At 68.5% G+C, this 13399-nt stretch carries 11 protein-coding genes and 2 pseudogenes; 10 read left to right on the top strand and 3 right to left on the bottom strand.

Annotated features, from left to right (window positions below; all coding sequences use genetic code 11):
• Positions 1-148: 148 nt before the first annotated feature.
• Positions 149-1882, bottom strand: coding sequence for an alpha-amylase family protein (locus AC1DN2_RS13235; RefSeq protein WP_476850671.1), 1734 nt, complete (start codon positions 1880-1882; stop codon positions 149-151).
• Between the two features lie 71 nt (positions 1883-1953).
• Positions 1954-2100: pseudogene (locus AC1DN2_RS13230) on the bottom strand (LLM class F420-dependent oxidoreductase); the annotation flags it as partial.
• Positions 2101-2218: 118 nt separating this feature from the next.
• Here AC1DN2_RS13230 and AC1DN2_RS13225 point away from each other — a divergent pair.
• The gene (locus AC1DN2_RS13225; protein ID WP_476850670.1) at positions 2219-3304 is read left to right on the top strand and encodes an ATP-dependent DNA ligase; all 1086 of its coding nucleotides are present in this window, start codon (positions 2219-2221) and stop codon (positions 3302-3304) included.
• A 125-nt stretch (positions 3305-3429) separates the two neighbouring features.
• Here AC1DN2_RS13225 and AC1DN2_RS13220 read toward each other — a convergent pair whose 3' ends face one another.
• Complete coding sequence (locus AC1DN2_RS13220) at positions 3430-4746, bottom strand: MFS transporter (protein WP_476850669.1); 1317 nt, start codon at positions 4744-4746, stop codon at positions 3430-3432.
• 225 nt (positions 4747-4971) lie between these two features.
• On the opposite strand from AC1DN2_RS13220, the gene AC1DN2_RS13215 reads away from it, so the two are divergent.
• The 9 genes and pseudogenes from AC1DN2_RS13215 to AC1DN2_RS13175 all read left to right on the top strand — a co-directional run.
• Complete coding sequence (locus AC1DN2_RS13215; RefSeq protein WP_476850668.1) at positions 4972-5814, top strand: IclR family transcriptional regulator; 843 nt, start codon at positions 4972-4974, stop codon at positions 5812-5814.
• A gap of 216 nt (positions 5815-6030) precedes the next feature.
• Positions 6031-6912 (top strand): shikimate dehydrogenase, encoded by an 882-nt coding sequence (locus AC1DN2_RS13210; protein ID WP_230007572.1) that lies wholly within the window; start codon positions 6031-6033, stop codon positions 6910-6912.
• Positions 6912-8885: a bifunctional sugar phosphate isomerase/epimerase/4-hydroxyphenylpyruvate dioxygenase family protein gene (locus AC1DN2_RS13205; RefSeq protein WP_476850667.1), complete on the top strand. Its 1974-nt coding sequence runs from the start codon at positions 6912-6914 to the stop codon at positions 8883-8885. Before AC1DN2_RS13210 ends, AC1DN2_RS13205 begins: the two co-directional genes overlap by 1 nt.
• A gap of 41 nt (positions 8886-8926) precedes the next feature.
• A complete protein-coding gene (gene pcaH, locus AC1DN2_RS13200; RefSeq protein ID WP_374706709.1) occupies positions 8927-9835 on the top strand; it encodes a protocatechuate 3,4-dioxygenase subunit beta in 909 nt (302 codons plus the stop codon).
• A complete protein-coding gene (gene pcaG / locus AC1DN2_RS13195) occupies positions 9828-10418 on the top strand; it encodes a protocatechuate 3,4-dioxygenase subunit alpha (protein ID WP_476850666.1) in 591 nt (196 codons plus the stop codon). The genes pcaH and pcaG overlap by 8 nt, the downstream gene beginning before the upstream one ends.
• Entirely contained in the window at positions 10415-11962 is a 1548-nt protein-coding gene (locus tag AC1DN2_RS13190) for a lyase family protein (RefSeq protein WP_476850665.1), read from the top strand. The genes pcaG and AC1DN2_RS13190 overlap by 4 nt, the downstream gene beginning before the upstream one ends.
• Entirely contained in the window at positions 11955-12773 is an 819-nt protein-coding gene (locus tag AC1DN2_RS13185; protein ID WP_230007407.1) for an alpha/beta fold hydrolase, read from the top strand. Before AC1DN2_RS13190 ends, AC1DN2_RS13185 begins: the two co-directional genes overlap by 8 nt.
• Complete coding sequence (gene pcaC, locus AC1DN2_RS13180; RefSeq protein WP_476850664.1) at positions 12770-13255, top strand: 4-carboxymuconolactone decarboxylase; 486 nt, start codon at positions 12770-12772, stop codon at positions 13253-13255. Before AC1DN2_RS13185 ends, pcaC begins: the two co-directional genes overlap by 4 nt.
• A pseudogene (locus AC1DN2_RS13175) lies at positions 13252-13399 on the top strand (3-oxoadipyl-CoA thiolase); the annotation flags it as partial. The gene pcaC and the pseudogene AC1DN2_RS13175, both read left to right, overlap by 4 nt.

The raw sequence follows: 13399 nt of genomic DNA, 5'->3' as shown, positions 1-13399 counted from the left end.
GGGCCTCCTGGACTGGAGTCGGTGCCTGCTCTTGCCGGCACTTCCAGTCTCCTGCGCCAATGTTGCGTCCGCGTTTCGGCACGGTAAGGGGCCGGTTAGATTTCGGGGGCGCAGCGGATACCGGCCACCATCAGGGCTGCGGGCGCCCTCAGGGGAGCTGGCGTTCGCCCGGGCGCTCGACCCGGAACCACCGGTACCCGTAGCGGTCCAGCGGGACTTCGAAGGCGCCGTCGTCGGAGAGCGGGATGTCCTCGCCGCCGAGCAGGTCCCGGAGCACGGCCCCGGCGTAGGACCGCCCCGCCGCGCCCTTCCCGTCCGGACCCTCCGGGCCGCCTTCCTCGCCTTTCGGCGGGACCACCGAGGCCGTCACAGACGCCGGTTCGGCGCCAAAATTGTGGGCGACCACCACTGTAGAGCCGTCCCATGTGCAGCGGTGCAGCAACACCGCCGGTGAGGCCTGCTTGATGAGGGCAAACCTGCCCCAGCCGAGCTCGGGACATTCCCGGTACCGCTGGATCAGTGTCGCGATGAAGTTCCACAGCGAATCGGGATCCCGTTTCGCGGCCGCGGCGTTGATGCGCGCGGGCCCGTACGGTCCGTCCACGGGCTGGGCGACGAGGTCCCCCGGCGGGGCGGTCGAGAAGCCGCCATTTTCGGTGTGGTCCCACTGCATGGGGGAGCGGACGGCCGAGCGGCCCTTCGCGCGCAGATCTTCGCCCATCCCGATCTCTTCGCCGTAGAAGAGCACCGGGGTGCCCGGCAGCGAGAACATCAGGGAGTACACCATGCGGATCCTGGCCGGGTCGCCGCCGAGCATGGTGGGCAGCCGCCGCCGCAGTCCGCGGCCGTACATCTGCATGTCGGGATCCGGACCGAAGGCCGCGAAGACCTCCTCGCGTTCGGCATCGCTGAGCTTGTCCAGGGTGAGTTCATCGTGGTTCCGGACGAACATGGCCCATTGGTTGTCGGGATTGACCTTCGGACGGCTGCCGAGCGTCCGGGCCAGCGGCCGGGCGTCCTGCCGGGCCAGTGACAGGTACATGTTCTGCATGGAGAGGAAATCAAACTGCATGTTCAGCTCGTTGCCGGCAGGGCCGCCGAAGTACTTCAGCTGCTCTTTGTATGGAAGGTTGACCTCGCCCAGCAGCACCGCGCTGCCATGGCGGCGGTTGAGGAAGCTGCGCAGGGCGCTCAGGTACTGGTGCGGGTCGATTTTCGCGGCTTCATCCTTGGGCTCGCCGACTAGCTCCAGGAAGAAGGGCACCGCGTCCAGCCGGAAGCCGTCCAGGCCCAGCTGCAGCCAGAATCCCATTGACTTCGCAATCTCGTCCCGCACCTTGGCATTCATCACGTTCAGGTCCGGCTGGTGTTTGGCGAACATGTGCAGATACCACTCACCGGTGGCCTTGTCCTGGGTCCAGATGGACGTTTCCTCGCCGGGAAACACCACCTGGTCCGAGGTGTCCGGCGGCGTCTCCTTCCGCCAGACGTAGTAGTCGCGGTAGGGGTTGTCCACGGACTTGCGCGCCTGGACGAACCACGGGTGCCGGTCGGAGGTGTGGTTGATGACGAAGTCCGCGATCACCCGGATGCCGCGGTCGTTGGCGGTGCGGATGAATTCCACCAGGTCCCCCAGGCTTCCGAGCCGGGGATCCACGCCGTACATGTCGGTGACGTCGTAGCCGTCGTCGCGGTCCGGGGAAGGGTAGAAGGGCATGAGCCAGATGCACGTGATGCCGAGCGCGGCAAGATAGTCCACCCGTTGGATCAGTCCGCCGAAATCTCCGGTGCCGTCGCCGTCGCCGTCGAAGAACGTCTCCGGATCCAGGCAGTAAATCACCGCGTTCTTCCACCAGAGGTCCGAGGTCTCGGCGATTCTCACAGCGCACCGTCCGTTCCGGCCGGAGCCTGTCCCGCCGCCGGGCGGAGCTGGGGGAGGACGTGTTCGGCGAAGGAGTGGCCCTGCCGGGCGGACGACGGCTCAATATGGTCCGAGCACATGGCGGCATCGAAGCCTGCCTGCCCGGCCAGTTGAACGTCCTGCAGGAGGCGCCGGGGGCTGATCTGCTCATGCGAGGCGTGGAACCCGATGGTAGCCATCACCCATGTTTACCGCCGGGGCCGGGCCGTGTCGAGGAGCCCCCAGTTGAGGAGCCTCTCGCGAGGACCCACAGCGTGGGGCTGGCGGTCCCGGGTCCGCGGCGCAAGAATGGGCGCTATGCACCTGCCGTTGATGCCTCCCATTGCGCCCATGCTGGCCAAAGCACTCCCGGCCCTGCCGTCGCCGGACGCCGGAACGGGCTGGCTCTTTGAGCCGAAATGGGACGGGTTCCGCTCCATCATCTTCCGTGACGGCGACGAGGTGGAGATCGGTAGCCGGAACGGCAAGCCGATGACGCGCTATTTCCCCGAGCTTGTCGAGGCGCTGAAGTCGGAGCTGCCGGAACGCTGCGTGGTGGACGGCGAGATCATCATGGTGGCGGCCTCCGGTGACCGGCTGGACTTCGACGCGCTCCAGCAGCGCATCCATCCGGCCGCCAGCCGGGTGAAGCTGCTCGCGGAACAGACCCCGGCGCGCTTCGTGGCGTTCGACCTGCTGGCCCTCGGCGACGAGGATCTCACGGGCCAACCCTTCTCCGAGCGCCGCCGGCAGCTGGAGCGCGCACTGGCAGCCAGCGCGGCGCCGGTCCACCTCACAGCCGCGACCTCCGACCGGGACACGGCGCAGCGCTGGTTCCGGCAGTTCGAGGGCGCCGGACTGGACGGGATTGTGGCCAAGACGCTGGAGGGCAGCTACCAGCCGGACAAGCGCGCGATGGTCAAGGTCAAGCACGAACGGACGGCGGACTGCGTGCTCGCCGGATACCGCGTGCACACCTCCGGTCCGGACCGGATCGGCTCGCTGCTCCTGGGGCTCTACGACAACGCCGGGGTGCTGGCGAACGTCGGCGTGGTGGGAGCTTTCCCGATGGCCCGGCGCGCGGAGCTGTTTGCCGAGCTGCAGGAGCTGGTCACCGGTTTTGACGACCACCCCTGGGCCTGGGCCCGGCAGGAGGAGGGGGCGCGCACTCCGCGGAAGGCCGAGGGAAGCCGGTGGAGCGGCGGCAAAGACCTGTCCTTCACCCCGCTGCGGCCCGAGCGCGTGGTGGAAGTGAAGTATGACCATATGGAGGGCGAACGGTTCCGGCACACAGCCCAGTTCCTGCGCTGGCGTCCGGACCGTGATCCGCGCTCCTGCACCTATGACCAGCTGGAGGAACCGGTGAAGTTCGATCTCGCCGCGGTACTGGGCGCCGCCCGCTAACCGGATAGCCCGCTGACCCGCTCAACGCATCAACGACTGCGGCCCGCCCCCAAAGGGAAGGGCCGCCGTCGTGCGGTGCGGAAAGTTGTGCGGAAGTGCGGTTGAGATCCGCTGCCGGTGAGGGGCTACCGCTGGCCGAGCTGCTTGGTGGGGACCCGGAATGTTTCCTTGGCCGTCAGCGCCGCGACGGTGGCGATGAGGCAGATGATTGCGGTGAAGATGGAGATCTGGATCCAGCCGCCGGGCTGGATGCCGCCCATGGCCGCCACGATCGCCGGGGCGAAGCCGGCCATCAGGAAGCCCAGCTGGGTGCCGATTGCGAGGCCGGAGAAGCGGACATTGGTGCTGAACATCTCGGCGTAGAAGGAGGGCCAGACTGCGTTGGCCGCAGCGTAGCCGAAGGAGAAGAACGCGATTGCCGTAAGGAACATCAGCGCGACGTTGCCGGATTCGAGGCTCAACAGGAAGACCGGGGTCAGGGCTGCGCTGGACAGTGCGCCGTAGATGAAGACCGGCTTGCGGCCGATCTTGTCGGCGAGCATGCCGAAGAGCGGCTGGGTGCCCAGTGCCATGAAGTTGGCGCCGACGACGAGCCAGAGGGTGGTGGTGCCGTCCACGCCGGCGACGTTCTTGGCGTAGCTGATGGCCAGGGTGCCGAAGACGGTGGACACGGCGGCGATGAAGGCGCAGGCGATGACGCGGAGGACATCGCGCCAGTGGCTCTTGAGGAGGTCCGCGACGGGGAGCTTGGAGATCTGCTTGGTCTTCTGGGCCTCCTCGAACGCCGGCGGTTCGTGCAGGGTGCGGCGGATGAAGAACGCGATCAGCACGACCACGGCGCTGAGCCAGAACGGGATGCGCCAGCCGATCGTGTACTTGATGTCGTCAGGCAGGGCGAGGACCGGGATGAAGACGAGGGCGGCAAGGATCTGGCCGCCCTGGGTGCCGGTCAGGGTCCAGGAGGTGAAGAAGGAGCGGCGATTGTCCGGGGCGTGCTCGAGCGTCATGGACGAGGCGCCGGCCTGCTCGCCGGCAGCGGAAAAGCCCTGGCAAAGACGCGCCAGCACCAGCAGGACAGGGGCCCACCAGCCGACCGTCTTGAAGTCCGGCAGGCAGCCGATGGCAAAGGTGGAAGCGCCCATCAGCAACAGCGTGAACATGAGGACCTTCCGGCGCCCTATCCTGTCACCGAAGTGGCCGAGGATAACGGCGCCGACCGGGCGGGCAATGTAGGCAAAGCCGAAGGTGGCGAACGACATGATCGCCGCGTTGGTGTCCGCATCGGGGAAGAAGACATGCGGGAAGATCAGCGCGGCTGCGGAACCGAAGATGAAGAAGTCGTAATACTCGACGGCGCTGCCCAGGAAGCTGGCAAGGGCCGCCTTCTTCGGCGTCCCTCCTGTGGTTATACCCGGCGTCGTGGACGGGACAGTGTGGCTCATGGTGTTCCTTTGGTGTGACGACGTTGTCGCGGATGGATCAGGAAGGTCTCGGCTGCCGCTTGCTTAAGTGTGGTGCAGCCGGAGGTCCGTGGAAAGACCCGGACTAGTAGCCACATGGTGGAAGCTACTTGTGCGATGTAGCAATCATGACTGTGAGCGCAGTCACTTGTCAACAAAAATAATCACCATCTAGAAATAGCTCTCACTATGTGGGAACATCGATGCATGAGTGTGAATCAAACCACAGATGTTCCCGCCGTTTCCGGGTATCCGGCGGAAGCCCCTTCGAAGCCTGCCAAGGCCGCCAGGGAGGACTCGCGGACGGACATGGTGGGCAAGGCCCTGGGCCTGCTGGTCCTCCTGGGCGACGAGCCGCGGGGCGCCAGCGCCGCGGAGATCTCCCGCCGCGCGGATCTGCCGTTCAGTACCACGTACCGCCTGCTCGGCTCCCTGACGCGGGACGGCTTCGTTGACTACGAGCCGGACGGCCGCCGGTACCACCTGGGACTGAGGGTCTTCCAGCTTGGCCAGCGCGTCTCCAACCACCACGGCTTCGCGGGTACGGCGCTGCCCATCCTGCGGCGCGTGACCGAGGAAACGGGTGAGGCGACCATCCTCTCCGTGCGGGACGGCATCCACCACCTGACGGTGAACAAGGTGGACGGCCCGCAGACCTTCCGGGTCACGAGCGACCCCGGGCATCTCGGGGCACTTCATACCACCTCGGTGGGCAAGGCGCTGGTGGCGTTCGCCGACGACGCCACCCGCGCCCAGCTCGTCGAGGAGCTGCCCCTGGAACCGCTGACGGCGCTCTCCATTACGGACCGCGAGGCTTTCCGGGCCGAAATCGAGCAGGTCCGGCGCCAGGGCTTCGCCACCATGGATGAGGAAAACGAACTCGGCATGCGCGCCGTCGCCGTCCCGGTTTTCAACGCCCAGGGGCACGCCTTCGCCTCGCTGGCCACGGCGGTCCCGGTCTTCCGCCTGAGCATGGAGGCCCTCGTGGCCCTCGTGCCGCTGCTGCAGGCGGCGGCCGCCGAGCTGTCGGCCCGGCTGCCCCAGCGGTGACGGCCGACCAGCCGGCGTCATGAAAGCCTGCGTCATGAAAGCGGGCGTCATGAAAGCTGGCGCCGAAACGAGCCGGCGCCGTAATAATATGTTCGTCATTCGAACAACAGTGCAACATGTGAACAAAGTCTGTAATGTAATCCCTATCACCCGGCCCGCCGCGGACGCCGCAAGCGTCGCAGCCCGCCGAGTGCCGTTGTCAAAGGAGCAAACTGGATGAGCAATCGAGCAGAGTCCTTCCTCGTGGGCCTCGTGGGAGACGGCGTCATGCCCTCCCTCACGCCCTACATGCATGAACGCGAGGGCGACGTGCAGGGCCTCCGGTACCTCTACCGCCCCATCGACCTCACCGAACTCGGCCTGCCCGGCCGGGCCGTGGGGGAGTTGCTCTCCGGCGCCCGGAGCCTCGGGTTCAACGGATTGAACATCACGCACCCGTGCAAGCAGCTGGTGCTCGAGTACCTGGATGAGGTCTCCGCCGACGCCCGGCGCCTGGGCGCCGTCAATACCGTGGTGATCCGCGACGGCCGCTTCATTGGCCACAACACCGACTTCTCCGGCTTCGCCGCGGCGCTGGCCTCGGGGCTTCCCGGCGCCACCCTGGATCGCGTGGTGCAGCTGGGGGCCGGCGGCGCCGGCTCCGCCGTCGCCTACGCCCTGCTCACCGCGGGGGTCCGCGAGCTGGACCTCGTGGACACCGACGCGGCCCGGTCCGCCGCCCGGGCGGCCGAGCTCGCCGGGTTCTTCCCGGACCGGACCGTCACGGCCCGGACGACGGCGGAGCTCCCGCAGCTCATGCCGCAGGCCGACGGCCTGGTGCACTGCACCCCCGTGGGCATGGCCGCCCATCCGGGGGTTCCGCTGGACATGTCCCTCGTGGAGTCCCGGCACTGGGTGGCCGACATCGTGTACCGGCCGATCGAAACCGAGCTCGTCCGCGAGGCGCGCGCCAAGGGCTGCGAGGTGCTCGACGGCGGCCGGATGGCCGTGGGCCAGGCGGCGGACGCCTTCCGGATCTTCACCGGGCGCCAGGCCGACGCCGACCGCATGCGCTCCCACTTCCTGGAACTTGTGGCCGCGGAAGAGGTGCCCGCCTGATGCGCACCGGGATCGCCACCGTCTGCCTCGCCGGCACCTTGCGGGAAAAAATGCAGGCCTGCGCGGTGGCCGGCTTCGACGGGGTCGAGATCTTCGAACAGGACCTCGTGACGTCCCCGCTGAGCCCGGAGGACGTCCGGAAGCTGGCCGCCGACCTCGGCCTGAACCTGGATCTCTACCAGCCGTTCCGGGACTTCGACAGCGTTCCCGAGGACCTGCTCGCCGCCAACCTGCGCCGCGCGGACGCCAAGTTCCGGCTCATGTCCCGCCTGGGCATGGACACCATGCTGCTCTGCTCCAACGTCGGCACCGCCACGATCGACGATGACGAGCTCCGCGCCGCACAGCTTTCCCGGCTCGCGGACCTCGCGGGTGACTACGGCGTCAAGGTCGCCTATGAGGCCCTGGCCTGGGGCAAGTACGTGAACGACTACGAGCACGCCCACCGGCTGGTTGGGATGGTGGACCACCCCAACCTGGGCACCTGCCTGGACTCTTTCCACATCCTCTCCCGGGACTGGGATACCGCGCCGATCGAGGCCTTCGACCCGGAGAAAATCTTCTTCGTCCAGGTCGCCGATGCCCCCAAGCTGTCCATGGACGTGCTGTCCTGGAGCCGGCACTACCGGGTGTTTCCAGGGGAGGGCCAGTTCGAACTCGCCAAGTTCATGGGCCACGTGGTCCGCGCGGGCTACACGGGACCGGTGTCGCTGGAAGTGTTCAACGACGTCTTCCGCCAGGCCGACGTCGAGCGCACCGCCGTCGACGCCATGCGGTCGCTGATCTGGCTCGAAGAGCAGAGCGCCGCCTGGCTCGAGGCAAACCCGGCGAATGCAGCAGGCGGGATGACCAGCGGGGCGGCCGGCCCGGTGTCCGGTGCCCGGCGCCGCTACCCCATGGAGCTTGCCACGCTTCCCCGCGTGGCCGAGCCCGCCGGCTTCAACTTCGCCGAGGTCCGGGCCGGTGACACCGCCGGACTGGAAACCCTGCTGGGCCAGCTGGGGTTTGCGTTCAACGGGCGGCATCGCACGAAGGATGTGCAATTGTGGACCATGGGCCACGCGCGCGTGATCATCAACGAAGAACCGGCAGCCATCGGCACAGCGACCGCTGCCGCCGGTACCGGCCAGCCGGCTCCCGCCGCCCCTGCCATCTCCGCCCTGGGCTTCGACGTCGACTCTCCCGTTATCGCCGCCGCCCGCGCCCAGCAGCTCAAGGCCCCCGCCGTTCCGCGCAAGAGCCAGGCCAACGAGGAAGTCTTCCAGGGCTTCGCCGCGCCGGACTCCACCGAAATCTTCCTCTGCCAGGGCAGCCCGGACGGCACCGCCGCGTGGACCCGGGAATTCGGCGACGGCCTGGACGTCGCCGCGGCGGACCCGGCAGAGCACCCGGGCGCGGTGATCGACCACGTGAACCTCGCGCAGCCGTGGCAGCACTTCGACGAGGCCGTGCTCTTCTACACCAGCGCCCTCGCACTGGAACCGCAGCCGTTCGCCGAGGTGGCCAGCCCCACCGGGCTGGTCCGGTCCCAGGTGATGCTGACGCAGGACCGCGGCGTCCGCCTGGTGCTGAACCTGGCCCCGCTGATCCAGCAGGAAGGGACTGCCGGCACCGGCCACCGCCCCGGCTACCAGGAACACATCGCCTTCGCCGTGGATGACCTCGTGGCCACGGCCCGGGCCGCACGGGACCGCGGACTGGACTTCCTGCAGATCCCCGCGAACTACTACGAGGACCTCGACGCCCGGTTCGCTCTGGACCCGGAATTCCTGGCCACGCTCCGTGAGCTCAACCTGCTCTATGACCGCGACGCCGACGGCGAGTTCCTGCACTTCTACACCGCCACGGTGGGCAGCGTGTTCTTCGAAATGGTGGAGCGCCGCGGTGCCTACGACGGCTATGGCGCCCCGAACGCCCCGGTGCGGCACGCCGTCCAGTACGACCACCTGCACCAGCTGACCCGTACTTCCTGACCCCATCCGAACAACAAACACACCAACGAAAGGAGGCTGCTGTGCCTGAAGAAATCAACCTCGACGTCTTCAACGCCGACCCGATCACCGAGGACGTGTCCGACGAAGCCACGGAGGCCGCACCAAAGACGTATGCGCCCGCCGCGCATGCCTTGGATACTGCCGCGGAGTCGCAGGCGGACCTCAGCGCCGAGATGAAGGCGATCGGCGAAGCGTACGCGCAGGCCCTCAAAGGCGGAGCCCCGGCCGAAACCCAGCCGCGGCTCGACTACGCGCCGTACCGCAGCAGCGTCCTGCGCCACCCCACCAAGGATCTGCACCACGCGGATCCGGAAACCATCGAACTGTACTCGCCGGCGTTCGGGCACATGGACGTGCACGCGCTGGAAGCGGACCTGACCATCGCGCACAACGGCGAGCCGCTCGGCGAACGCATCGTGGTCTCCGGCCGGGTGCTCGACGGCGACGGACGCCCCGTCGCCGGCCAGCTTGTCGAAATCTGGCAGGCGAACTCCGCCGGCCGCTACATCCACAAGCGTGACCAGCACCCGGCACCGCTGGATCCCAACTTCACCGGCGTCGGCCGCTGCATCACGGGCGCGGACGGCTCCTACAGCTTCACCACCATCAAGCCCGGCGCCTACCCGTGGAAGAACCACCTCAATGCCTGGCGCCCGGCCCACATCCACTTCTCCTTGTTCGGGCAGGAGTTCACCCAGCGGATCGTCACCCAGATGTACTTCCCCGGTGACCAGCTGTTCCCGCTGGACCCGATCTACCAGTCGATCGTGGACCAGGATGCCCGCGACCGGCTCGTGGCCACCTACAACCACGAGCAGACCAAGCCTGAATGGGCTCTGGCGTACAACTGGGACATCGTCCTGACCGGGTCCAAGCGGACCTGGACCGAAAACGAGGCATTGGGCGCAGGAGGCGATGAGAATGAATAGCAACGCCGTGGGTAAACTCACCCCGACACCGGGCCAGACCGTGGGGCCGTTCTATGGCTACGCCCTGCCCTTCGCCAAGGACCGCGAGCTCCTGGCTCCCGGATCCCCGGGTTCCATCCGGCTCCAGGGCACCGTCTATGACGGCGCCGGGCACCCGATCCCGGACGCGATCCTGGAGATCTGGCAGGCCGACGCGGACGGCAAGGTCCCGCACCGCACGGGCTCCCTGGTCCGGGACGGCTACACCTTCACCGGCTTCGGCCGCAGCGCTGTCGGCAACACCGGCGCCTTCACCTTCACCACGGTGAACCCCGGCCCCACCGAGGAGGGCGCGGCGCCGTTCATCGCCGTCGCCGTCTTCGCCCGGGGCCTGATGAACCGCCTGTTCACCCGCGTCTACCTGCCGGAAGACGAGGAAGCCCTGGCCAAGGATCCGCTGCTCAGCTCGCTTGACCCGGACCGGCGCCGGACCCTGATCGCACGCCGGGATCCCGACGGCGGACTGAACTGGGACATCCGCCTCCAGGGCGAGGGCGAGACCGTGTTCCTGGATTTCAGCAGCGCCGAGGGTGCCTCCAAGTGACCTTCTTCGAAACCGACGGCGACGTCGGCCTGCTCAGTCCCGTGTCGGCGTCGCCGTTGGTGGCGGCGCTGACCGGGGACCGTGCGGTGCTCGCCGCCATCCTCAAGGTCGAGGCCGCCTGGGCGGCGGTCCTGGACGAGGCTGGCCTGGCCCCGGCCGGCTCCGCCGCGGTGGTGGCCGCCGCCGCGGACGTGCAGCGGTACGACGTCGCGGACCTCGCCGTCCGGGCCCAAGGCGGCGGCAACCCCGTCATCCCGCTGCTCGCCGACCTCCGGGAGCAGGTCAGGAACCTGGACACCGCCGGACTCGGTGCCGTCCGCGCCGTTCACACCTCGCTGACCAGCCAGGACGTGCTCGACTCTGCCCTGATGGTGCTGGCCGCCGGGGCCATCCGCGAACTGCTCGCGGAGCTCCGGTCGGCAACGGCCGCCCTCGCCGGCCTCGCCGAAACCCACGGGCACACGCTTTGTGTGGCCCGCAGCCTGACCCAGCACTCGCTTCCCTACACCTTCGGGCTGCGGGCCGCGCAATGGTTCAGCGGGCTGGCCGCCGCGGCCGGCCGGCTCGAGGCCCTCGAACTGCCGGTACAGACCGGCGGCGCCGCCGGGACCCTGGCTTCCGGCACTGTACTTATTGACGGCACTGTACTTATTGACGGCACTGTACTCACTGACGGCGCTGGGCCGGCCGCGGGGACGCTGTCCCCGTTTGACCTCGCCGACCGGCTGGCCGCCCGCCTGGGTCTCGCTCCCGTTCCTGCCCCCTGGCACAGCAACCGGCTGGCCGTGACCTCGCTCGGCGACGCGCTGGCGGCGGTGACCGACGCGGCCGGAAAGATGGCCGCAGACGTCCTGTTCCTGAGCCGGCCCGAAGTTGCCGAGATCGCGGAACCGCGCGTCGCGGGGCGCGGCGTGTCCTCGGCCATGCCGCAGAAGCAGAACCCCGTGCTCTCCGTGCTGATCCGCAGCGCCGCCCTGCAGGCCCCGGCCCTGGCCGCGCAGCTGCATCTCGCGGCCGCCAATTTCAACGACGAACGCCCCGACGGCGCCTGGCACAGCGAATGGGCGGCCCTGCGCCAGCTGCTGCGCCTGGCCCTCGGCGCCGCGGTGCAGCTGCGCGAACTGGCCGAAGGGATGGCGGTCTTCCCCGGAGCGATGCGCCGCAACCTCGAGCTCGGCGGCCCGCTGCTGCTTTCCGAAGCCGTCAACGCCGCCGTCGCACCGCTCTTGGACGGGACCGTTGTGGACGGGACCGGTGCCGGCCCGGGAGCCGCCCGGACCGGGAAACAGCGGCTGCAGGCCGTCGTGGACGAAACGCTCCTGGCCCCGGCTGCGGAGCAGGCGGACACCTACCGGGCACTGCTCCGCGCCGCTGTCCCGCAGGAGCTGCTCAGCGACGCCCGGCTTGAGGAACTTTTGAACCCGGCCAACTACCTCGGCCAGGCCGCTGAGGTCTCCCGCCGCATCCTCGCGGCGTATCCGGAATACACCGGCCAGGCCGGCGCCCTCGCCCACCAAATCCAGAACGGAGCTTCCCGTGGCTAGACCCACCGTCAAAGCAGTCCTGCTGTCGCCCCAGCGCGAACTCGGCGACAAGCCCCTCCTCATCGTCGGACCCTCGCTCGGAACATCCTCCCTGCTGTGGAGCCAGGCCGGCACGTTGCTGGGCGCCGACGTCGACGTCATCGCCTGGGACCTGCCGGGGCACGGCGTCTCGCCCGCGGCGGAGGAGACCTTCACGGTCGCCGACCTCGCGGATGCCGTAATCGGCCTGGTCGATTCGATCGCCCCGGGCGCGCGCTTCCACTACGCCGGGGTATCTCTCGGCGGCGCCACCGGACTGCAGCTTGGCATCAAGCACGGCGACCGGCTCAAGAGCCTCTCCGTGCAGTGTTCCGGCGCGAAGCTCGGCACTGCCGAGGGCTGGCTGGAACGCGCAGAAACCGTGCGCACGCAGGGCACCCCGGTGATGATCCAGGGTTCCGCGCAGCGCTGGTTCGCGCCGGGCTTCATGGAGAGCCAGCCGGAGCTCAGCAGCCGGCTCCTGCACAGCCTCAGGGACGCCGACCGCTTCAGCTACGCCTTCTGCTGCGAGGCCCTGGCCGGCTTCGACGTGCGGGACCAGCTCGGCACCATCCGCGTTCCCACCCAGGTTGTGGCGGGCGCCCTGGACGACGTCGCCCCGCCGTCGATGGCCGGGGAAGTCGCCGCGGGCATCACCTCCGGCGGCGGCACTGCCACGGCCGTCAGCCTGGAGGGCGTGGCACACCTGGCGCCGTTCGAGGCGCCGGGTCACGTCGCCGAGCTGCTCAAGGGCCTCATCACCTGGACCGAGTCCCAGGGAGCGGGAGCATGACTCTCTCCGAAGCCGGCAGTGCTGAACTCCTCGGGCCCGAACGCAACGGTGTGGTCCAGCCCGGCGCGACCAGCCAAGAGATCTACGACGGCGGCATGAAAGTCCGCCGCGAGGTCCTCGGCGCCGCGCACGTGGACCGCGCCAACGCCAACAAGGATTCCTTCACGGAGGACTTCCAGGACATGATCACCAGGATCGCCTGGGGCGGCATCTGGACCCGGCCCGGGATCAGCCGCCAGATGCGCTCAGCCGTCACCCTGACCGCCATGGTGGCCCACGGGCACTGGGAAGAACTGGCCATGCACATCCGCGCCGCCATCACCAACGGCCTGAGCCGGGACGAGATCAAGGAAATCCTGCTCCAGACCGCCATCTACTGCGGGGTCCCCTCCGCCAACACCGCGTTCAAGACCGCCCAGCAGGTCTTCCATTCCATGGACGACGCAGCCATGGACGAAGCAGAAACGGACAAGAACCCATGAATCAGGCATTTATCTATGACGCTGTGAGGACGCCGTTCGGGAAGTTCGGTTCCGGCCTCGCCGGGATCCGCCCGGATGACCTCGCCGCGCACGTGATCCGCGAATCCGTGAAGCGTGCCCCGGCCCTGGACGTGGAGCGGATCG

The organism is Arthrobacter sp. 01L42 (genome assembly GCF_056400005.1).
This window is presented reverse-complemented; position numbering and strand designations above follow the sequence as displayed.

What these genes read in the sequence shown, in the direction of transcription:
- AC1DN2_RS13225 (WP_476850670.1), top strand. Translation starts at nt 2,219, where the DNA reads ATGCACCTGCCGTTGATGCCTCCCATTGCGCCCATGCTGGCCAAAGCA.
- AC1DN2_RS13220 (WP_476850669.1), bottom strand. Translation starts at nt 4,746, where the DNA reads ATGAGCCACACTGTCCCGTCCACGACGCCGGGTATAACCACAGGAGGG.
- AC1DN2_RS13215 (WP_476850668.1), top strand. Translation starts at nt 4,972, where the DNA reads ATGAGTGTGAATCAAACCACAGATGTTCCCGCCGTTTCCGGGTATCCG.
- AC1DN2_RS13210 (WP_230007572.1), top strand. Translation starts at nt 6,031, where the DNA reads ATGAGCAATCGAGCAGAGTCCTTCCTCGTGGGCCTCGTGGGAGACGGC.
- AC1DN2_RS13205 (WP_476850667.1), top strand. Translation starts at nt 6,912, where the DNA reads ATGCGCACCGGGATCGCCACCGTCTGCCTCGCCGGCACCTTGCGGGAA.
- pcaG (WP_476850666.1), top strand. Translation starts at nt 9,828, where the DNA reads ATGAATAGCAACGCCGTGGGTAAACTCACCCCGACACCGGGCCAGACC.
- pcaC (WP_476850664.1), top strand. Translation starts at nt 12,770, where the DNA reads ATGACTCTCTCCGAAGCCGGCAGTGCTGAACTCCTCGGGCCCGAACGC.